The 19192-nt window shown below is 72.5% G+C and carries 16 protein-coding genes; 12 read left to right on the top strand and 4 right to left on the bottom strand.

Annotation, left to right across the window (positions count from 1 at the left end):
- The first annotated feature begins 89 nt into the window (after nucleotides 1-89).
- Nucleotides 90-1220, top strand: coding sequence for a LuxR C-terminal-related transcriptional regulator (locus tag ACFWYM_RS14465; protein WP_384835342.1), 1131 nt, complete (start codon nucleotides 90-92; stop codon nucleotides 1218-1220).
- A gap of 20 nt (nucleotides 1221-1240) precedes the next feature.
- Here ACFWYM_RS14465 and ACFWYM_RS14460 read toward each other — a convergent pair whose 3' ends face one another.
- A complete protein-coding gene (locus ACFWYM_RS14460; RefSeq protein ID WP_384835339.1) occupies nucleotides 1241-1510 on the bottom strand; it encodes a hypothetical protein in 270 nt (89 codons plus the stop codon).
- 224 nt (nucleotides 1511-1734) lie between these two features.
- Here ACFWYM_RS14460 and ACFWYM_RS14455 point away from each other — a divergent pair, with 224 nt between their 5' ends.
- From ACFWYM_RS14455 to ACFWYM_RS14440, 4 genes are all read left to right on the top strand, one after another.
- On the top strand, nucleotides 1735-2595 hold the full coding sequence (locus ACFWYM_RS14455; RefSeq protein WP_384835336.1) for a MerR family transcriptional regulator: 861 nt from the start codon (nucleotides 1735-1737) through the stop codon (nucleotides 2593-2595).
- Complete coding sequence (locus ACFWYM_RS14450) at nucleotides 2592-3578, top strand: hypothetical protein (RefSeq protein ID WP_384835333.1); 987 nt, start codon at nucleotides 2592-2594, stop codon at nucleotides 3576-3578. The genes ACFWYM_RS14455 and ACFWYM_RS14450 overlap by 4 nt, the downstream gene beginning before the upstream one ends.
- Nucleotides 3579-4063: 485 nt before the next feature.
- Nucleotides 4064-5140, top strand: a complete 1077-nt coding sequence (locus ACFWYM_RS14445) for a S1 family peptidase (RefSeq protein WP_384835330.1) — start codon at nucleotides 4064-4066, stop codon at nucleotides 5138-5140.
- Between the two features lie 170 nt (nucleotides 5141-5310).
- The gene (locus tag ACFWYM_RS14440; protein WP_384835708.1) at nucleotides 5311-6186 is read left to right on the top strand and encodes a GNAT family N-acetyltransferase; all 876 of its coding nucleotides are present in this window, start codon (nucleotides 5311-5313) and stop codon (nucleotides 6184-6186) included.
- Nucleotides 6187-6234: 48 nt separating this feature from the next.
- Here ACFWYM_RS14440 and bglX read toward each other — a convergent pair whose 3' ends face one another.
- On the bottom strand, nucleotides 6235-8547 hold the full coding sequence (gene bglX, locus ACFWYM_RS14435) for a beta-glucosidase BglX (protein ID WP_384835327.1): 2313 nt from the start codon (nucleotides 8545-8547) through the stop codon (nucleotides 6235-6237).
- 196 nt (nucleotides 8548-8743) lie between these two features.
- Here bglX and ACFWYM_RS14430 point away from each other — a divergent pair, with 196 nt between their 5' ends.
- Together ACFWYM_RS14430 and ACFWYM_RS14425 are read left to right on the top strand one after the other, a co-directional pair.
- Nucleotides 8744-10645, top strand: coding sequence for an ABC transporter ATP-binding protein (locus ACFWYM_RS14430; RefSeq protein ID WP_384835705.1), 1902 nt, complete (start codon nucleotides 8744-8746; stop codon nucleotides 10643-10645).
- 171 nt (nucleotides 10646-10816) lie between these two features.
- Entirely contained in the window at nucleotides 10817-11332 is a 516-nt protein-coding gene (locus ACFWYM_RS14425) for a lytic polysaccharide monooxygenase auxiliary activity family 9 protein (RefSeq protein WP_384835324.1), read from the top strand.
- A gap of 127 nt (nucleotides 11333-11459) precedes the next feature.
- Here ACFWYM_RS14425 and ACFWYM_RS14420 read toward each other — a convergent pair whose 3' ends face one another.
- Nucleotides 11460-11852 (bottom strand): STAS domain-containing protein, encoded by a 393-nt coding sequence (locus ACFWYM_RS14420; RefSeq protein ID WP_384835321.1) that lies wholly within the window; start codon nucleotides 11850-11852, stop codon nucleotides 11460-11462.
- A gap of 231 nt (nucleotides 11853-12083) precedes the next feature.
- Between ACFWYM_RS14420 and ACFWYM_RS14415 the strand changes: the two genes are divergently transcribed.
- Together ACFWYM_RS14415 and ACFWYM_RS14410 are read left to right on the top strand one after the other, a co-directional pair.
- Nucleotides 12084-12680, top strand: a complete 597-nt coding sequence (locus tag ACFWYM_RS14415; RefSeq protein WP_384835319.1) for a hypothetical protein — start codon at nucleotides 12084-12086, stop codon at nucleotides 12678-12680.
- Complete coding sequence (locus ACFWYM_RS14410; RefSeq protein WP_384835316.1) at nucleotides 12677-13342, top strand: RDD family protein; 666 nt, start codon at nucleotides 12677-12679, stop codon at nucleotides 13340-13342. The genes ACFWYM_RS14415 and ACFWYM_RS14410 overlap by 4 nt, the downstream gene beginning before the upstream one ends.
- Here ACFWYM_RS14410 and ACFWYM_RS14405 read toward each other — a convergent pair.
- Nucleotides 13327-14796, bottom strand: coding sequence for an MFS transporter (locus ACFWYM_RS14405; protein WP_384835313.1), 1470 nt, complete (start codon nucleotides 14794-14796; stop codon nucleotides 13327-13329). The genes ACFWYM_RS14410 and ACFWYM_RS14405 overlap by 16 nt on opposite strands.
- A 181-nt stretch (nucleotides 14797-14977) precedes the next feature.
- Between ACFWYM_RS14405 and ACFWYM_RS14400 the strand changes: the two genes are divergently transcribed.
- From ACFWYM_RS14400 to ACFWYM_RS14390, 3 genes are read left to right on the top strand one after another with little or no spacing between them, the layout of a single operon-like run.
- Nucleotides 14978-15406 (top strand): hypothetical protein, encoded by a 429-nt coding sequence (locus ACFWYM_RS14400; protein WP_384835310.1) that lies wholly within the window; start codon nucleotides 14978-14980, stop codon nucleotides 15404-15406.
- Between the two features lie 12 nt (nucleotides 15407-15418).
- Nucleotides 15419-16459 carry a PPK2 family polyphosphate kinase gene (locus ACFWYM_RS14395; RefSeq protein ID WP_384835307.1) on the top strand — a complete coding sequence of 347 codons (1041 nt, stop codon included), beginning with the start codon at nucleotides 15419-15421 and terminating at the stop codon, nucleotides 16457-16459.
- Nucleotides 16456-19191, top strand: coding sequence for a cation-translocating P-type ATPase (locus tag ACFWYM_RS14390; RefSeq protein WP_384835304.1), 2736 nt, complete (start codon nucleotides 16456-16458; stop codon nucleotides 19189-19191). Before ACFWYM_RS14395 ends, ACFWYM_RS14390 begins: the two co-directional genes overlap by 4 nt.
- Nucleotide 19192: the final 1 nt, after the last annotated feature.

Here is a 19192-nt window from a genome sequence, read left to right as displayed (position 1 = left end):
AGAGGAAGTCGCCCGGAAATAGCCGGACTTGACCGGATGGTGTGTGGCAGACTCGGCGCGCGGCCACGGGGGTGGAAACAGTGCGTTCAGTGAAATCGGCGACATCGGTGGCGGCAACGGGTGCTGCGGGACTGCTGAGTTCGGCGAGTTCCGTGGACTCGGTCGCGCGCTCCGTGCCGGAGGCGGGGGCGCGGGCGGGCAAGGTGGTCGAGCTGGGCGCGGAGCTTTCCCGGCACCTCGCCAGGCTCCTGCCGCACGACGGCTATCTGCTCACGGGCTACGACCCGCTCACCGGCGCGCGCTGCTTCCTCGCCTGCGAGAACAGCTACGACACGCGTGCCCGGCGCCGCATGGACCGGGCCGATGCCCTCGGCCGCACCCGCAGCCCCGTCGCCGAGCTCGTCCACGGAGCCTGCCCGGCCGTCGTGCTCGGCGCCGGGGCGCAGGACGAGCGGCCCGGGGTGCGTCGTCTGCACGGCATCATGGCCGCCGACGGATACGGCAGCGAGCTGTGCGTCGCGCTCAGCCTGCGCGGCGTGCTCTGGGGCACGCTGGTGCTGCTGCGCGAGCGCGGCTCCCGCCCCTTCTCGCCCGCTGAGAACGCGCGCGCCGCCGAGCTCGCGGGCCCCCTCACCCGGGCCGTGCGGCGGTACGTGACCGACAAGCCGCTGCGGCCCCGGCACGGCAGGGTCCCGCCCGCGCTCGCGCCCGGTGTCGTCGTCATCGGCGCCGACGACACGATCACCGGGGTGACCGCGGGGGTCCGCGAGGCCGCGCGCGGACTCGTGCCCGGCGTCTATCCCTCCGGGCCCGCCGGGGACCAGGAACTCTTCGGCTTCGCCTGGCACATCACCTACACCGCGCGGCGCACGGCGGCCGCCGCGCTCACCCGCGCCCCCACGCCGCTGGGGTGGCTCTCCCTCACGGCCCAGCCGCTCGAGAGCGGGCCGGGCGGGGCGGGAGGGCAGAGCGGCGGCACGGTCGTGGTGACCCTCCAACCCGCCTCCACCGCCGACCTGTTGCCCGCGCTCGCCCAGTGGTACGGGATCTCCGGGCGCGAGCGCACGGTCGTCGAGCAGGCCCTCGAAGGTCTCGCGGTCAAGCAGATCGCGCGCCGCCTCGACCTGTCACCGCACACGGTCAACGACCACTTCAAGGCGGTGTACCGCAAGACCGGGGTGACCGGCAGGGAGGAACTTCTGGCTTCCCTGAGCCCTTAGGGGGCAGTGCCCCTGAGCGGTCAGTGTCCCTGGGCCGCCGGATGTCGCAGCGGCAGCTCGTGGATCGGCAGCTCCCGGAGCGGGAGTTCGTAGATGAGGTCGAGCAGGTGCCGTTCGTTGCCCGCCAGGCCCGCGCGGTGCAGGGCCTCGTCCGCCTCCGCCATCGGGGCGTTGAGGAGGGGCAGGGCCCGGGCGGCGTGCTCGGGGTCGGCGAGGGCGGCGCGGACGGACTGGAGCAGCCGCACGTATGCCTGGGCCGCGGCGTGCTGGGGAGGGGTGAGGCCGTTCATGGAGACAGCTCCCTGCTTCGGTTCGGCGATGCTTGCTCGAACCCACCAGTCTGGCGCCCGCCACTGACAATTCCCGTCGTCGGCCGCCGCCCGCGACGGCGGGCGTACCGCCGGGCGGTCCCTTCGTAGGGTTGATCCGCACACCGCGCCCGACTCGCCCCCGCGCCCGCCCCGCACACCACGCTTGACCCTCACACCGTGTCAGGCCCTGCACTGGAGGAGTCATGTTCACCATCGGAGACTTCGCCAAGCACGGCCGGGTGTCGGTCCGCATGCTGCGTCACTATGACGCCATCGGGCTGCTGCACCCCGCCCGCACCGACCCGGCCAGCGGCTACCGCTTCTACGAGGCCGCGCAGTTCGCCCGGCTCAACCGCCTCGTCGCGCTCAAGGACCTCGGCTTCACCCTGGAGCAGGTCCGGTCGATCCTCGACGACGAGGTCAGTGCCGAGGAGCTGCGCGGGATGCTGCGGCTGCGCCGTGCCGACCTGGAGACGGCCAGGGCCGCCGCGGCCGCCCGGCTCCACCAGGTCGAGGTGAGGCTCCGCACCCTGGAGAGCGAGGGAACCATGTCCACCGACGACGTCGTGGTGAAGAGCCTGCCACCCGTGCGGCTCGCCGAGTTGACCGGCACCGCCGGGAGTTACGGGCCGCAGGACATCGGGCCGGTCATCAGCCCCCTGTTCGAGGAGGTGTGCCGCCGCGTGGCGGCCGCGGGCGTCGTACCGGCCGGGCCCGGCACGGCCCGCTACGAGGACGGGCCGCGGGCCGGGCAGATCACCGTGCACGCGGGGCTGCCGGTCCCCGCGGACGTCCAGGAGATCGAGGGCGTACGGATGGTCGACGTGCCCGGCGTCGAGCGCGCCGCCACGATCGTGCACCGGGGCGCCATGGACGACGTGCTGCCCACCGCGCAGGCCCTGGCCCGCTGGATCGACGAGCACGGACACCGCTCCGCCGGGTACGCCCGCGAGCTCTCCCTGGCCTGTCCCGCGGACCGCACGCAGTGGGTGACGGAGCTCCAGGAGCCGCTTCAGCCGCAGGAACGGCAAGAGCCGCAGGGGGCCCAGGGGGCGACCGCATGACGCGCACGAGTCCCGTACGGGAGACCGGGTTCCGGCCGGCGCACGACACACGCCACCTGCCCTACGTCGGCTCCGGCCCCTACTGCTACGCCCACTCCCTCGCGATGATGCTCGGCCCGGACGCGCCCCCGCCCGCGGTCGTCGAGACCCTCACGGGCTCGGCCTTCGGCGTCGGACTCGTCGGCGGCACGCTGCCGTTCTTCGACCCCTACGGCTGGGATCCCGAGGTCGGCCTGGACGACGCCGTCGACCTGCTCGGCTGGACGTGCGCGCGGGTGTCGGGCGGCACCCACGAGGAGGCCCAGGACCGGTTGCGCGCCTCCTGCGCCGAGGGTCCCGTCCTGGTGGGCCCGGTCGACATGGGCCTGCTGCTCCACCAGCCCGGCACCCCGGCCGTCCACGGCGGCGACGGCGACCACTACGTGGTGGCGCTCGCCGTGGAGGGCGACACCGTGCTGTTCCACGATCCGCACGGCCACCCCTACGCGACCCTCCCCATCAGGGAGTTCGTCATCGCGTGGCGGGCGGAGTCGGTCCCGTACACGGACACCCCGTACATCCAGCGCACCCGCTTCGTGCGGCGGCGCGAGGTGACGGAGGAGCAGGCGCTGCGGGCGGCGCTGCCCGGCGCCGCGGCGTGGCTCGCGGGCCGCACGGACCGTCCGATGCCACCCGGCTCCCTCGGCGGTGCCGCCGCGCTGGAGGAACTGGCCGCGTGGGTGGACCGGGGCCTCGACCCGGGCGTCCGCGCCCACTTGGCCCACTTCGCGATCCGCCTGGGAGCGCGCCGGCTCGGCGACGCCGCCGACTGCCTGGACCTGCTGAGCCTCGGCGAGGCGTCGGCTGCGGCGTCCTGGCTGGCGCGGGGCGTCGGCGCGCTGCAGTACCCGGTGGTGGTGGGCGACGACCAGGTGGCGAGCGCGGCGCTGCGGGAACTCGCCCCGGGCTACGAGCGGTTGCGACGAGCGCTGACCGCGACCTGACGCCGAGCGGCGGCTTCCCGCTCCTCGGCCCGCGGGCCCGCTCCTCGTTCCCGCGTGCGGTGTGGGGACGTGCGCGTGCGGCGCGGGGACGTGGCTGACCCCCGTCCGGCCACGTCCCCCGTCCCCCGCCCGCCACCGGCCCGGCTCTCCCCGGCCCGGGCCGACATCGGCTGATACGTCAGGCGCGGCCCCCGCGTTCAACGACCTCAGCCAGGCGCGCGAAATGCGCACGCCCCCGCTCATCGACGGACGCGCCGTCCACCGCGAGGACCAGTCGGCGTCGCCTCTCGTGACCCCTCAACTCCCTCACGCCCTCAGCGTGTTGGCGTAATACCGGCTCTTGTGGGCGCACGGGGACCCGGCCATACTCAGCGCCGTCACTTGTCATGGACGCGATCGGGTCCGGCGAGTGCATTGCTCATGTCAGGTAACTCCCCGGAGGCCGCGCGGAGCCGTGCGCCTCCCACCCCCCATGGAGGTACTGAGTGAGACACCAACGAGCGGGCAAGCGGCGGCTGATCGCGGCGGCAGCGGGCGTGGTCGCTCTGACCGCGGGCACCCTCACCCTGGCGAACACGAGCCAGGCAGCTCCCCGGCCGACCCCCGACCGCCTCAGCTCCGCCCAGGCCAGTTCCCTCGCCGACACGCTCACCAAGGGCCTGAAGGGTGACGCGGGGGGCGCCTACTACGACGCGGCCGCCAAGAAGCTCGTCGTCAACGTCGTCGACCGGGCGGACATCGCCGAGGTGCGCGCCGCGGGCGCCGAGGCCAGCCTCGTCCAGCGCACCCAGGCACGGCTCGACGCGGTGCAGTCGGAGCTCGGCAGGGCCGCCGTGCCCGGCACCGCACGCGCCGTCGACCCCGTCACCAACAAGGTCGTCGTCACCGCCGACAGCACCGTCAAGGGCGCGGCACTCGCCCAGCTCAAGAAGGACGTCGCCGCGCAGAAGGGCGCGGCCGTCCTCAAGCGCACCCCGGGCACGTTCCAGCCGCTCATCTCCGGCGGCGACGCCATCTGGAGCTCCAGCGGCCGCTGTTCGCTCGGCTTCAATGTCACCAAGGGCGGCCAGCCGTACTTCCTGACGGCCGGCCACTGCGCCGCGCTCGCCGGGACCAGCTGGTCGGAGACCCAGGGCGGCCCGGTCATCGGCGAGGTCGAGGACTACGAGTTCCCCGGCACCGACTCGGCCCTGGTGAAGTACACCGCCGACGTCGCGCACCCCAGCGAGGTCGACCTCTACAACGGCAGCGCCCAGCAGATCTCGGGCGCCCGCGAGGCGGTCGTCGGCGACCAGGTCCAGCGCAGCGGCTCCACCACCCAGGTCCACGACGGCTCGGTCCAGGCGCTCGGCGTCTCGGTCACCTACCCGCAGGGCACGGTGAACGGCCTCATCCAGACCGATGTGTGCGCCGAACCGGGCGACAGCGGCGGCTCGCTGTTCTCCGGCAGCGACGCCCTGGGTCTCACGTCCGGCGGCAGCGGCGACTGCTCGGGCGGCGGCCAGACCTTCTTCCAGCCGGTCACGGACGCCCTCTCGAAGTACGGGGCGCAGCTTCCCTGATCGTCCGCACGGCCACGAGCAGCGATATCCGGCCGATCGCTGTCGGCCCATGAGGCACAGCAGTTGGTGAGGGGTGCGTACGCCAGGCGTACGCACCCCTCGTCCGTGTGGGAGCCGTCCGCGTCGGAGAGGATGGCCCTGACGTGAACCACGGACAGAAGGGCACAGGGATGCGGCCAGCGGCCTCCGGACAGCTCACCGTCTCGCGCGCGAGCCTCGACGACTGGAACACCGTGGTCAGGGGGTGGGCCGCCGGTGAGGGGTGGAACCCCGGGCTGCGGGACGCGGACGCGTTCTTCGCGCAGGACCCCGAGGGGTTCTTCCTCGGCCGGGTCGACGGCGAGCCGGTCTCCGCGATCTCCGTCGTCAACTACGGGGAGCGGTACGCCTTTCTCGGGTTCTACCTGGTCCGGCCCGATCAGCGGGGGCGCGGCCACGGCTACGCCACCTGGAGGACCGCCCTCGGACACGCGGGGGACCGGACTGTGGGGCTCGACGGCGTCGTCGCCCAGCAGGACAACTACCGGCGCTCCGGGTTCGAGTTCGTCCACCGCACCCTGCGGTTCGCCGGGCGGGTCCCGGCGGGGGAGGGGCCAGGGCGTACGGGCGGCCCGGAGCACGTGCTGCCCGCGGACTCCGTGGGGCGTGCCGCCGTCACCGCGTACGACAGCGCCTGCCACCCCGCCGACCGGCCGCACTTCGTGGCGGCGTGGCTCGGCGCGCCCGGGCACCGGGCCCTGGTCCGGGTCGTCGACGGGCGGGTCACCGGGTACGGGGTGGCCCGGCCCGCGGACGAAGGGGTGAAGATCGGGCCGCTGTTCGCGGACACCCGGGCCGACGCCGAGGCGCTCTTCGACGCGCTGACCGCCTCCGAGGACGGCGGCCTCGTCATGATCGACGTGCCCGAGCCGAACACGGAGGCGGTGGCCCTGGCCCAACAGCGCGGTCTTGAGCCGGTGTTCGAGACCGCGCGGATGTACACGGGTCCGGTGCGGGAGTTCGCGCGGGAGAAGATCTTCGGGGTCACGACCCTGGAGCTGGGCTGAGACCCCGCAGGCCCGGGAGACCCCCGGGGGCCCTGTCGGGTCCACGGCTCACGTGATCGTCAGCCGCTTCTTCGCCTTCGCCTCCGAGCTGTTGCCGACGTACACGTCCACGGCGCCCTCCTCGACGAGGAATGTGCCGTCCGTGGCGTTCGTCCAGAACCCGAGGTCCTCGGCGCCGAGGCGGAAGCGCACCGTCGTCGACCCGCCCGCTTCGAGGGAGATCCGCTCGAAGCCGCGCAGCCTGCGCACGGGCTGGGTGATGGCGGCCGCGAGGTCGTGGATGTAGAGCTGTACGACCTCGTCGCCCGCGCGGTCGCCGGAGTTGGTGACCTGGACCGACACCTCGACCGTGGTGCCCTTGCGCAGGGAGCGCGCGGACACGCTCGCGCGGCTCAGCTTGGGCTCGCCGACGGTGAAGCTCGTGTAGCTCAGGCCGAAGCCGAAGGGGAACTGCGGGTCCGGGGGCAGGTCCAGGTACTTGGACGTGTACTTGTTGTCGGGGGCGTACGGGCGGCCCGTGCTCTCGTGGTTGTAGTGGATCGGGATCTGGCCGACGGTGCGCGGGAAGGAGACCGGCAGCTTGCCGCCGGGGTTGATCGTGCCGAACAGGACGTCGGCGACGGCGTTCCCGGCCTCGACGCCGGGGTGCCAGGCGGCCAGGACCGCGGGGGCCGAGTCCAGCCAGTCGCCGGTCGTCAGCGGGCGGCCGCTGACGAGGACGACCACGAAGGGCTTGCCGGTCTCCGCGACGGCCGTGATCAGCTTCTCCTGTGCGCCGGGCAGCGAGATGTCGCTGCGCGCCGCCGCCTCGCCGCTCATCGCCGGGGGCTCGCCCACCACGACGACGGTGACGTCCGCCGCCCTGGCCGCGGCCACCGCCTCCGGGATGCCGCCGGTGTCCTTGCCCTCGGGGTCGACACCCCGCGCGTGCGTCACCTTCGCGTCCGGCGCCGCCCGCTGCACGGCGTCCAGGATCTTCCCGGAAGGGAACTTCTTCATCGCGCCCGGGAACGCCCATGTACCGAGGAGGTCGCCGGAGTCGGCGAAGGGGCCGACCACTGCGATCGAGCCCGAACCCGCCGTCAGCGGCAGCGTCTTGGCGCCGCCCTTCGACGGCTCGTTGCGGAGCAGGACCATCGAGCGGGCCGCCGTCTCGCGGGCCGCAGCCCGCGCCTTCGCGGTCGGCTCGTCGACGGCCGCGTCCTCGTCCGCGTACGGCTGCTCGAAGAGGCCGAGGCGGACCTTGAGGTCGAGGATGCGGGCCACCGCGTCGTCCAGGCGCCGCTCGCTGATCTTCCCGGAGCCCAGCAGCTTCTTGCCGTGCTCGGCCAGGTGCGTGCTGACCATCTCCATGTCGACGCCCGCGTTCAGGGTGAGGCGGGCCGCCGCCGCGCCGTCCTCGGCGAAGCCGTGCGCGATCATCTCGTCGACGCCGTTCCAGTCGCTGACGACGAAGCCCTCGAAGCCCCACTCGTCCTTGAGCACGTCGGTGAGGGTGTGCGGGTTGCCGTGCGCGGGGACGCCGCTGACCGTGTTGAACGAGGCCATGACCGTGGCGACGCCCGCGTCCAACGCGGCCTTGAACGGCGGGAGATAGAGGTTGCGCAGGCGCGACTCCGACACGTCCACCGTGTTGTAGTCGCGGCCGCCCTCGGCCCCGCCGTACGCCACGAAGTGCTTGGCGCACGCCGCGATGCGGCCCTTCGAGGCGAGTCCCGAGCCGTCCCCGGCCCCCTGGTACCCCTTCACCTTGGCCGCCGCGAACCGCGCTGTCAGATACGGGTCCTCGCCGTGGCCCTCGGCGATGCGGCCCCAGCGCGGTTCGTGCGTGACGTCCATCATCGGCGCGAACGTCCAGTGCACCCCGTTGGAGCGGGCCTCCTTCGCCGACACCCGGGCGTCTTGGACGACGACCTCCGGGTCGAAGCTCGCCGCCTGGGCGAGGGGGATCGGGAAGGTGGTCCACAGGCCATGGATGACGTCCAGGCCGAAGAGCAGCGGGATGCCGAGCCGGGACTCCTCGACGGCGATGCGCTGCAGCGCGTTGCTGCTCTTGGCGCCGAAGATGTTCAGGACCGAGCCGAGCCGCCCGGCGCGCGCCGCGTCCTCCACGTCCTTGGTCTCGCTGCCGCCGGGCCCGGTGCTCACGGCCCAGTTCAGCTGCTGGAGCTGGCCCAGCTTCTCTTCAACTGTCATACGCTCAAGCAGTTTTCGCACGTTCGGGTCCCGGGTCGCAGGGTGCTCCGCCACCGACCCGGGATCCGCCGCAGCGGTCCCTGTCAGAGCGGTGCCGGTCAAGCCCCCCGCGGCGGCCGTGCCGCCGATCGCGGACAGCAGAGTACGCCGTCGTATCTCTCGCATGCCTTCGCCTTCTCGCCTCGGAACACCGTCAACTGCCGTGCAGTGCACAAGAGTTGAAGCGAAACTATGTTCCTGTTACAGGTGGGTCAAGAGGCGTGCGCGAGGCGTGTCGGGGGCGCGTCTCACGATTCGGACCCAGGTTCCTGATTCCGTTGACCTCAATATTGCTTGAGGTTCTACGGTTCCTCTCATGAGCATGGAAACCACCGCCTGGACCCAGCTGCACAGCGTGATGACCGCCCAGGAGGACCGTCGCGTCTTCAAGCTGGGGGCCCGCGCCACCCTGCGCCGCATCGCGGCCTTCGCCCGCCCGCACCGCCGCCGCATCTGGCAGTTCGTGGTGCTCGGCGTGGCCACCGCGCTGCTCGCCGTCGCCACGCCGATCCTCGCGGGCCACGTCGTCGACGCGATCGTCTCGGGCGCCGAGCCCGCCCTCGTCGTCCGGTATGCCGTGCTCATCGCGGTGATCGCGCTCGCCGAGGCCGGGCTCGGGCTGCTCAGCCGCTGGCTCTCCGCGAACCTCGGCGAGGGACTGATCCTGGATCTCCGTACCGCCGTCTTCGACCATGTGCAGCGCATGCCCGTCGCGTTCTTCACGCGCACCCGCACCGGCGCGCTCGTCAGCCGCCTCAACAACGATGTGATCGGCGCCCAGCGCGCGTTCAGCAACACGCTCTCCGGCGTCGTCAGCAACTTCGTCACGCTGCTGCTGACCCTCGCCGTGATGCTCACCCTGTCCTGGCAGATCACCCTGCTCGCCCTGGTGCTGCTGCCCGTCTTCGTGATCCCCGCCCGCCGCATGGGCTCCCGCATGGCCCGCCTGCAGCGGGAGGCGGCCGCGCACAACGCCGCCATGGGGACCCGTATGACCGAGCGGTTCTCCGCGCCCGGCGCCACCCTCGTCAAGCTCTTCGGGCGGCCCGCCGACGAGTCCGCGGAGTTCGCCGAGCGCGCCCGCCGCGTCCGCGACATCGGGGTGCGCACGGCGATGGCGCAGTCCGCGTTCATCACCGCGCTCACCCTCGTCTCCGCCCTCGCCCTCGCCCTCGTGTACGGACTCGGCGGCTACTTCGCCCTGGACGGCACCCTGGAGGCGGGCGCCGTCGTCTCGCTGGCCCTCCTCCTCACCCGCCTCTACGCGCCGCTGACCGCCCTGGCCGGTGCGCGCGTCGAGGTCATGAGCGCCCTCGTCAGCTTCGAGCGGGTCTTCGAGGTCCTGGACCTGAAGCCGCTGATCGAGGAGCAGCCCGAGCCGCGCGCGATCCCCGACGGCCCGGTCGCCGTCGAGTTCGACGACGTGCGCTTCGGCTACCCGTCCGCCGACAAGGTCTCCCTCGCCTCCCTCGAAGAGGTCGCGTCCCTCGACACCCGGGGCGGCACGGAGGTCCTGCACGGCCTGTCCTTCCGCGCCGAACCCGGCCAGACCGTCGCCCTCGTCGGCTCGTCCGGCGCCGGGAAGTCGACCATCGCGCAGCTGCTGCCCCGGCTGTACGACGCCGACGAGGGCGCCGTCCGCATCGGCGGCGTCGATGTGCGCGACACCTCGGCCGACTCGCTGCGGGCCACCCTCGGCATGGTCACCCAGGACGGCCACCTCTTCCACGAGTCGGTCCGCGCCAATCTGCTCCTGGCCCGGCCGGGGGCGAGTGAGGACGAGCTGTGGGACGTCCTGCGCAGGGCCCGCCTCGAAGAGCTGGTCACCTCCCTGCCGGACGGACTGGACACGGTGGTGGGGGAGCGCGGCTACCGGCTCTCCGGCGGTGAGCGCCAGCGCATGACGATCGCCCGACTGCTCCTGGCCCGCCAGCGCGTGGTGATCCTCGACGAGGCGACGGCCCACCTCGACAACACCTCGGAGGCCGCGGTCCAGGAGGCCCTCGCGGAGGCCCTGGCGGACCGCACCGCCGTGGTCATCGCGCACCGCCTGTCCACGGTCCGCTCCGCCGACCAGATCCTCGTCGTGGAGGACGGCCGCATCGTGGAGCGGGGCACGCACGAGGAGCTCCTCGGGGTCGAGGGGCGGTACGCGGAGCTGTACCGGACGCAGTTCGCGAAGAGTGCGGAGGGCGAGCCGGAGGGCGTGGAGGCGGTCGCGTAGCCGTGGGGGCGTGCGGTCATGGCCGGAAAGGGACCTTGACGGGGCCCCGCCAATCTCTATGGTCTGGACTAACTGTCCGTCAGGGACCGTTCACCCGGGGTGCGTCGACCCCTCTCGCGCCCCGGTACTTCACGCACGCCCCCACGATGCACTGCCGTGAAGGAGTCAGCCATGGACAAGAAACGGAAGATAGCCGCCGCGATCGGTGCCGGCCTGGCACCGGTCCTCGCCCTCACCCTGCCGACCGGCGCGGCCAGCGCGCACGGATACGTCAACGCCCCCGCCAGCCGCCAGGCCCAGTGCGCGGCCGGCACGGTGTCCTGCGGCGACATCAAGTACGAGCCGCAGAGCGTCGAGGGCCCCAAGGGGCTGCGCAGCTGCAACGGCGGCGTCGGCCGGTTCGCCGAGCTCAACGACGACAGCAAGGGCTGGAAGGTCAGCGACGTCAGCAGGACCCAGGCGTTCACCTGGACCTTCACCGCCCGCCACCGCACCCTGAACTACGAGTACTTCGTCGACGGCACCAAGGTCGCCACCATCGACGGCGGCAACCAGCAGCCGCCGCAGACGGTCACCCACCAGGTCAACCTGGGCAGCTTCAGCGGCCGCCACAAGGTGCTCGCCGTCTGGAACATCGGCGACACGTCGAACGCGTTCTACGCCTGCATCGACGTGAACATCCGCTAGGCGTAAGCGTGTTGGGTCCGGGGGCGGGCGGGCCGCAGGCCGACCCACCCCGGGCTTGCTCTCCGGGCTCCCTCTCCGCGCCTCCTCTCCGGGCTCCCTCTCCCGGCCTCCTCTCCGGGCTTCCGGGTCACCCGGCCGCCTCCTCGCAACCGGCGGCGGCCAGCGCCTCGTCCAGGGTCTGCAGCGGCACGAACCGGCCGAGCAGACCGCCCACTCTGAGCAGCTTCAGGACGGTGGGGTGCGGGCAGGCGAGCAGCACCCGCCCGCCCCGCTCGGTCACGCGCCGTTCGGCCCGGCACAGCAGCCGCAGCGCGTAGCAGTCGAAGAACTCCACGGGGGTCAGGTCGAGCACCACGGTCCGCCCGCCGGGGGCGGTCGCGGCATCGAGCTCCGGCAGGATCCAGACAGCGGCGGCGATGTCGATGTCGCCGTGGAACGCGATCACGAAGAGTCCGTCGATCTCATGGATCCGGACTTGCCCAATGGGCCATGCGCTCCCCTGCATGGCAACTTCTCTCATGACGGTCGGACTCCTCGGACCCGCGCCGGGGAGTGCGGTGACGACGGCGGCCCGGGCCGCCGGGGGCAGGGGCGGCAGGGATGTCAAGCGTACGGTCACGCACGGGAGTTGAGGAGGGGGCGGGAACCCTGTGCATCGGTGTTCCCTGACGGGGTCCTGCGCTCGCGTCGCCCCCGCGCCTCACCCGCGGCGGAGGATGCCCGGTCGCCGTAGTGCTGCTGCGATCTGCGGATGGCTCTGGGATGCGTCGGCGAGGTGGCGGCTGGTACGGCTCGGCGGGCTCGCCGCGCCCTGGGCGGTGTGGCGGGGGCGGCGGACGCGGTCGTCCGCACCCTGATCGAGGCGGTGCTCGACCGCGTCGACCTGGACGCCCTCGTCTCCCGCGTCGACGTGAACCTGATCGTGGAACGGGTGGACGTGAACCAGGTCGCGGAGCGCCTCGACGTCGACCAGGTCGCCGACCGGGTCGACATCGACGCGGTGATCGCCCGGATCGACCTGGTGGGGCTCACCCGTGACGTGCTCAACGAGATCGACATCGGCCGGATCGTCCGGGACACGGGCGGCGGGATGGCGGCGGAGACGGGCGAGGCGATCCGCCTGCTGGGCCGGCGCGGCGACCGGACCGTGAACCAGCTCGCCGACCGGTTGCTGGGGCGGGCGGTGCGGGATGCCCGGGCGGGCGGGGAACGGGGCACGGGGGGCGGGAAGGCGGCGGCCCAGCAGGCGGCGGCCGGGCAGGCGGCGGCGACCCAGCAGGCGGCGGCCGAGCAGGCGGCGGCAGCCGAACAGGCCACGGCCGACACGCAGTCCGGGCGGACGCCATGAGGCCGCGGTCGCCGGACGCGAGAGCGGGGTCGGGGGCTGGCCCTGGTTCTGGCCCTGGTCCTGGTCCTGGGCCTTCGCCTGCCTCCGGGTCTGCGTCCGCCGGAGGGCCTGCGCCCGCCCTCGGGCCCGCGTCCGCCTCGGGGTCTGCGCCCGCCTCCGGGGCTGAGTTCGCCGGAGGGCCTGCGTCCGCCCTCGGGCCCGCGTCCGCCCCCGGGCCCGCGTCCGCCCCCGGACCTTCGCCCACCCCCATCCCCGCCGGACTCGTCACCCGCGGCGCCGCCGCGCTCCTCGACGCTCTCGTCCTCATCGCCGTCGGCTTCGTGCTCGAAGTCGGGTTCGGGTGGGTGCGGTTGATCGTTGCCGGGCCCCCGTTCAGGTTTCCCGAAGTGTCCGCCTGGCTGTCCGGGGTGCTCGGGTGGAGCCTCGCCGTGCTGTATCTCGCGGGGGCGTGGGTGCTCGTCGGGCGTACCGTCGGGGGGCTGTTGATGGGGGTGCGGGTCGGTGACCGGCGGGGGCGGGCTCTTGGTGTGGTGCGGGCCCTCGTGCGGGCCGTGCTGGGGGTGAGCTGTCCGGTCGGGCTGCTGTGGGTGCCGTTCAGCCGGCGGCGGGCGTCGCTGCAGGACCTCGTCGTCGGGAGCGCGGTGCACTACGAGGGGGGTTGAGGAGGCTTCTGGGGGCGGGCGTCGCCGGAGGCGTGGGCCGGGGCGGGGGTCTTCGGGAGCCGCGTCGCCGCCGCGAATCCGCCGAGGCCGATCACGGCCAGGACCACCAGCGCCACGGCGTACGGCCCCACCGCCGGATCTGCGACGAGGATCGTGCCCGCCAGCGCCGTGCCCACGGAGGAGCCCAGGTTCGAGACGGAGCGGGACAGCCCGGAGATCTCGCCCTGGAGGTCGTCGTCGAAGCTCGACTGGACGACGTTGACGGACGGCGTCAGCATCAGGCCGAGTCCGAGGCCGATCAGGAGCAGCCCCGGGACGAAGGTCCAGGCGCTGGGGGAGCCGTGGGCCATGGCGATCAGCAGGCCGATGCCGACGACCGTCACGGCGAACCCGGCCATGATGAGCGAGCGCTGCTCCCGGCGGCGTGCGAAGCGCTCCGCGCCCAGCGAGGACACCAGCAGACCCAGCGTGGACGCCGAGAAGATCACGCCGGTGCCGAGCGCCTCGTACCCGCGGACCACCTGGAGGTACGTGGCGACGACGAACGACACCCCCATCAGCATCAGCCACTGGATGTGCTGGGTGACAAGCCCGAGGTTGGACGTGCGGTTGCGGAACAGACCGGTGGGGAGGAGGGGTTGGGCTCCGGTGCGCTCCTTCGCCCGTACCCAGCGGAAGAAGGCCGCCAGGAACGCCGCACCCGCCAGGATCAGGCCCAGCGCGAGCCAGCCGTTATCGTCGGTCGCGAGGATGCCCGTCACCAGGACCACCAGGCCGGTGGCGGACAGCACGGCGCCGCCCGTGTCGAAGACGCAGTCGGGGTCGGCGGGGAGCGGATCCCTGATGTGCCGGGCGAGGAAGATGATCAGCGCCACCACGAGGGCCTGGAAGACGAACGCCGCCCGCCAGCTGATCGCCGACGTGATGAGCCCGCCGATCAGCGGACCGGCGGCCGCGCCGATGCCGCCCATCCCCATGATGGCCCCGAACGCCCGCGCGCGGTCGGTCACTTCGGTGAACAGGAGCGTGGTGAGGATGTACACGGGCGGAATGAGCAGGGCCGTGCCGATGCCCTCCAGGATCGAGTTGCCGAGGATCAGCACACCCAGGCCAGGGGCGAACGCGCTGAGCAGTGCGCCGACCCCGTACACGGACAGGCCGATCACCAGGCACCGCTTGCGGCCGTAGCGCTCGGTCAGGATGCCGCCCGGGATCATCAGCGCCGCCATCACCAGCAGGAAGAGCGTGATCGCGGTCTGCACGCCCTGCACCGAGGTGTCCAGGTCCTTGCTGATGTCCTTGATCATCACGTTCATGTTCGACCCGGCGAAGCTGCAGATGAACTGGGCCAGGGCGAGCGGCGCGAGGATCCGGCGCGGCCAGGGGCGGCGCTCGCTCCGAGCGCCGACGCCGACGCCGTCGCCGGAGCCGTCGGGCGTGGAGGGCACGGTCATCGTCTCGCCTCCGATCCAGGGCCGGCCCCCGCATCGGAGCGCGGGCCGGACGACCGCCAGGGTCCAGGGCCCCGGGACCGCGAGCGTCACCCTCGGAGGGTGACGACCGGGGGCGGGGGCCGGGCGCGACACTCGGAGCACAGCGGTGCAATCGGCACCGTCCTCAAGCGCGGAGGTCGGCATGACCACCTCGAGCACTCCCACTACCTCGCACTACCGTCCGGGCACGAAGCAGGCGGCGGCGGGCGGGCTGACCCTCTTCGCCGCGGTGATGCTGTTCATCTCCGGGACCATGGACTTCTGCCGTGGGCTCATGGCCGTCCTCGAGGACAAGGTCTTCTTCACCACACCGCAGTACGTCTTCGAGTTCGACCTGACGAGCTGGGGCTGGATCCACCTGATCATCGGCGTCGTCGCGGTCATCGTCAGCGTCGGGCTGTTCATGACCCAGACGTGGGCCCGCGTCCTCGGCATCGTCCTCGCCGGGCTGCTGGTCATCGTGAACTTCCTGTCCATCCCGTACTACCCCCTGTGGTCCCTCACGCTCATCGCCCTGGACGGCTTCATCATCTGGGCGCTGTGCGTGGTCCGGCAGGACACCCTCGGGTGACCGAGACGGCCCATGAGCGACCCACGGACCCGTACGCAGGACGAAAGGGCCGAGTGGCTCGCCGAGTTCATCGCGCCGCTCCGCGTCGAGCCTGACTCGAAGGTCGACCTGGCCGCCGCCTTCGACCCGGCCTACCGGGCGGGCGTCAAGAAGAAGGACGCGCAGGAGCTGCTCGGCCGGGGCGTCGCACTGCTCGCCGACTACCAGCGACGGCTCGCCGCCGAGGGCACGACGGGGGTCCTGCTCTGCCTTCAGGCGCTGGACGCCGGGGGCAAGGACGGCACGATCCGGCACGTGATGAGCGGGGTGAACCCGCAGGGCGTGCACGTCGCCAACTTCCGGGTGCCCTCGGCCGAGGAGCTCGGCCACGACTATCTCTGGCGCTACGCCTGCCGGTTGCCGCGCCGCGGCGAGATCGGCATCTTCAACCGCTCCCACTACGAGGAGGTCCTGGTGGTCCGGGTGCACCCCGAACACCTCGCCCGGCAGCGGCTGCCCGACCCGGACCGGGGCAAGTCGCTGTGGCGCCGGCGCTACCGGGAGATCAACGACTGGGAGCGGTATCTGACCGAGAACGGCTTCCGGGTCGTGAAGCTGTTCCTGAACCTGTCCAAGGAGGAACAGCGCGTCCGCTTCCTGCGCCGGATCGACGTGCCCGAGCGGAACTGGAAGTTCTCGGCGGCGGACGCCCGTGAACGCACCTGGTGGGACTCCTATCAGACGGCGTTCTCACAGATGCTGTCCGCCACCAGCACCCCCTGGGCGCCCTGGTACGTGGTGCCCGCGGACCGCAAGTGGTTCGCCCGCATCTGCTCGGCCGCCGTGCTCGCGCACACCCTGATCGACATCGACCCGCGCTATCCCGACGTCGACGACAAGAGCCGGCACGCGCTGCAGCAGGAGAAGCGGAAGCTGGAGGACGAGGCCCCGGCGGGCGCGGCCCGGGACCCGTACGAGCGCAGCAGCAAGAAGAACAAGAGCAGCAACAAGCACTGGAACGGCAAGCACAGGAACGGCAAGAAGAACTCGGCGGATCGGAGGCGGGCACCATGACCGCGTCGGCACCACGGGGCGGCGGCCGCCTCGCCTCCGCCCCCGCCTGGTACGCCCGCTCGGCCGAGGCGGTGGCCGGGGAGCTCGGCGTCGATCCGGCGGTGGGCCTCAGCGCCGCCCAGGCGGCCGCGCGGCTCGCCGAGGACGGGCCCAACGCCCTTGCGGAGGAGCGTCCGCAGCCCGCGCTGCGGCGCTTCCTCGCCCAGTACACCTCGTACATGCAGCTGATCCTCGTCGCCTCCGCCGCCGTCTCGTTCGCCATCCAGGAGTGGGGCACCGCGGTGGTCCTGCTGTGCCTGACCGTCCTGAACGCGGTCATCGGGCTCCGGCAGGAGGGCAAGGCCGAGAGCGCCATGAACGCCCTCAAGGCGATGACCAAGGCCACCGCGCGCGTGCGCCGCGGCGGGCGGGAGGCGGAGATTCCCGCGGAGGGCGTCGTCGTCGGCGACGTGGTGCTGCTCACCGCGGGCGACCAAGTGCCCGCCGACGGGCGGCTCGTGGCGGCCAGCGCCCTGCAGATCGACGAGTCCGCGCTGACCGGCGAGAGCGTCCCCGTCGCCAAGGACACCGCCCTGGTGCACAACGGCGCGGCCGGACCCGCCGAGCAGACCGACATGGTGTTCATGAACACCCCGGTCACGCACGGCAGCGCCGTCATGATGGTCACGGCCACCGGCGCGGCCACCGAACTCGGCAAGATCTCCGGGATGTTGGGCACCACCAAGCGCGAGGAGTCGCCGCTCACCCGGGAGTTGAACCGGCTCACCCTGTGGATCGTGGGCGCCGCCGGGCTCACCATGGCCGTGATGTTCGTCCTCGGGCGCGGGCGGGACGAGTCGTGGGACGCGCTCTTCGTCGCCGCCGTGTCCCTGGCGATCGCCGCCGTCCCCGAGGCGCTGCCCACCGTGACCCAGACGATCCTCTCGCTCGGCGGGCTCGACCTGGCCCGGCGCAACGCGATCGTCAAGGACCTGCCCTCGGTGGAGACCCTGGGGTTCACCTCGGCGATCAACTCCGACAAGACCGGCACGCTGACGATGAATCAGATGACCGTGGTCGAGGTGGTGGACCCCTACGACCGGTACACGGTCTCCGGGTCCGGCTACGGCCTGGAAGGCCGGATCCACCACGCCGCGGGCAGCACCCCGGGCATAGAGGACGCGATCCTGCCGTACCTCGTGGCCAGCGACGCCACCCTCGTGGACGGCCACGTCGTGGGCGACCCCACCGAGGGTGCCCTGCTCGTGCTCGGCCACAAGGCGGGCCTCGACATCGACGCCACCCGTGAGCGGCTGCCCCGGCTCGCCACCCTGCCGTTCGACCCCGCGTACAAGCTGATGGCCACGTTCCATGCCACACGGGACGGGCAGGGCCGGCCCGTCGTGCGCTGCTTCGTCAAGGGCGCGGCGCCCGCCGTGCTCGCCCGGACCAGCACGGCCCTGTCGGAGGGCGCGAGCATCCCCTTCGACGCGGGCCTGCGCGCCCGGTCCCAGGACGAGCTGGAGCGGATGGAGCGGGCGGGGCGGCGCGTGATGGCCGCCGCCACCCGGGACCTGGACCCCGCGTCGTTCGCGCCGGACGGCGATCTCCTCGCCCAGGTCACGCAGTTGCGGGTGACCAGCCTCGTCGGCATGGCCGACCCGCCGCGCGACGAGTCCAGGGAGGCGGTGGCCGCCGCCCGCGCCGCGCACATCCGGGTGCGGATGGTGACGGGCGACGACGTCGTCACCGGTGCCGCCATCGCCCGCCAGGTCGGCATCGAGGGCGAGGCGATCCTCGGCGCCGAGTTCGCGGCGCTCTCGGAGGACCAGCGCCTGGCCCGCATCGGGACCATCGGCGTGGTCGGCCGGGTGGCCCCGGAGCACAAGGTGCTCCTCGCCGAGACGTTGAAGAAGAAGGGCGACGTCGTCGCGATGACGGGCGACGGCGTCAACGACGCCCCCGCCATCAAGGCCGCCGACATCGGCATCGCCATGGGCTCCGGCACCGAAGTGGCCAAGAACGCGGGCCGGATGATCCTGTCCGACGACAACTTCGCGACGATCGTCCACGCCGTCGAGCAGGGCCGCAAGATCTACGACAACCTCACCAAGTACATCCGCTTCGTGCTGGTGCTGCTCATCGTGTTCGTCCTGACGTTCCTCGGCGCGACGCTGTTCAACATCGCCGAGGGGGAGCCGTTCACGCCCGCCCAGGTGCTGTGGATCCACTTCTTCGTCAATGCCGCCTTCGGCTTCTCGCTCGGCTTCGACCGGGTCAGCCCCGACCTCATGGCCCGCCGTCCGCGGCCCCGCGGCCAGCCCCTCATGACCGGCGGCGTCATGCTCACGGTCGGGCTCGCCGGGACCGTGATCGCCATCGGCCTGCTCTCGATGATCAAGCTGGGCACCGCGCGCTTCGACAGCGCCCACATCGGCAACTCCATCGCGTTCACGGCCTTTTCGCTGTGCCTGATCGTGGCCGCCCTCGAATGCCGCAGCCAGACCGGCACGGTGCTGACCGCCGGCACCTTCGACAGCAAGCAGCTCAACTGGACGATCCTGGGCGAGTTCTTCCTCGCCGTCCTGGTGACCCAGATGGACGTCTTCAACCGGCTGCTCGACACCACACCGCTCACCATCGGCCAGTTCGGCTGGGCCCTGCTGCCGGCCCTCGCGCTCCTCGCGCTGTGGGAGCTGGGCAAGCTCGCCGCCCGCAGGCGGCACCGCCACTCCGGCGCCGGGCAGAGGTGAG

The organism is Streptomyces sp. NPDC059009, assembly GCF_042740175.1.
GTDB lineage: Bacteria > Actinomycetota > Actinomycetes > Streptomycetales > Streptomycetaceae > Streptomyces.
Note: the sequence above shows the minus strand (reverse complement) of the source record. Positions and strands in the feature narration are given on the sequence as shown.

Coding starts and splice junctions, on each gene's coding strand:
- ACFWYM_RS14460 (WP_384835339.1), bottom strand. CDS start 1,510: ATGAACGGCCTCACCCCTCCCCAGCACGCCGCGGCCCAGGCATACGTG.
- ACFWYM_RS14455 (WP_384835336.1), top strand. CDS start 1,735: ATGTTCACCATCGGAGACTTCGCCAAGCACGGCCGGGTGTCGGTCCGC.
- ACFWYM_RS14450 (WP_384835333.1), top strand. CDS start 2,592: ATGACGCGCACGAGTCCCGTACGGGAGACCGGGTTCCGGCCGGCGCAC.
- ACFWYM_RS14440 (WP_384835708.1), top strand. CDS start 5,311: ATGCGGCCAGCGGCCTCCGGACAGCTCACCGTCTCGCGCGCGAGCCTC.
- bglX (WP_384835327.1), bottom strand. CDS start 8,547: ATGCGAGAGATACGACGGCGTACTCTGCTGTCCGCGATCGGCGGCACG.
- ACFWYM_RS14430 (WP_384835705.1), top strand. CDS start 8,744: ATGGAAACCACCGCCTGGACCCAGCTGCACAGCGTGATGACCGCCCAG.
- ACFWYM_RS14425 (WP_384835324.1), top strand. CDS start 10,817: ATGGACAAGAAACGGAAGATAGCCGCCGCGATCGGTGCCGGCCTGGCA.
- ACFWYM_RS14420 (WP_384835321.1), bottom strand. CDS start 11,852: ATGAGAGAAGTTGCCATGCAGGGGAGCGCATGGCCCATTGGGCAAGTC.
- ACFWYM_RS14415 (WP_384835319.1), top strand. CDS start 12,084: ATGGCTCTGGGATGCGTCGGCGAGGTGGCGGCTGGTACGGCTCGGCGG.
- ACFWYM_RS14410 (WP_384835316.1), top strand. CDS start 12,677: ATGAGGCCGCGGTCGCCGGACGCGAGAGCGGGGTCGGGGGCTGGCCCT.
- ACFWYM_RS14405 (WP_384835313.1), bottom strand. CDS start 14,796: ATGACCGTGCCCTCCACGCCCGACGGCTCCGGCGACGGCGTCGGCGTC.
- ACFWYM_RS14400 (WP_384835310.1), top strand. CDS start 14,978: ATGACCACCTCGAGCACTCCCACTACCTCGCACTACCGTCCGGGCACG.
- ACFWYM_RS14395 (WP_384835307.1), top strand. CDS start 15,419: ATGAGCGACCCACGGACCCGTACGCAGGACGAAAGGGCCGAGTGGCTC.
- ACFWYM_RS14390 (WP_384835304.1), top strand. CDS start 16,456: ATGACCGCGTCGGCACCACGGGGCGGCGGCCGCCTCGCCTCCGCCCCC.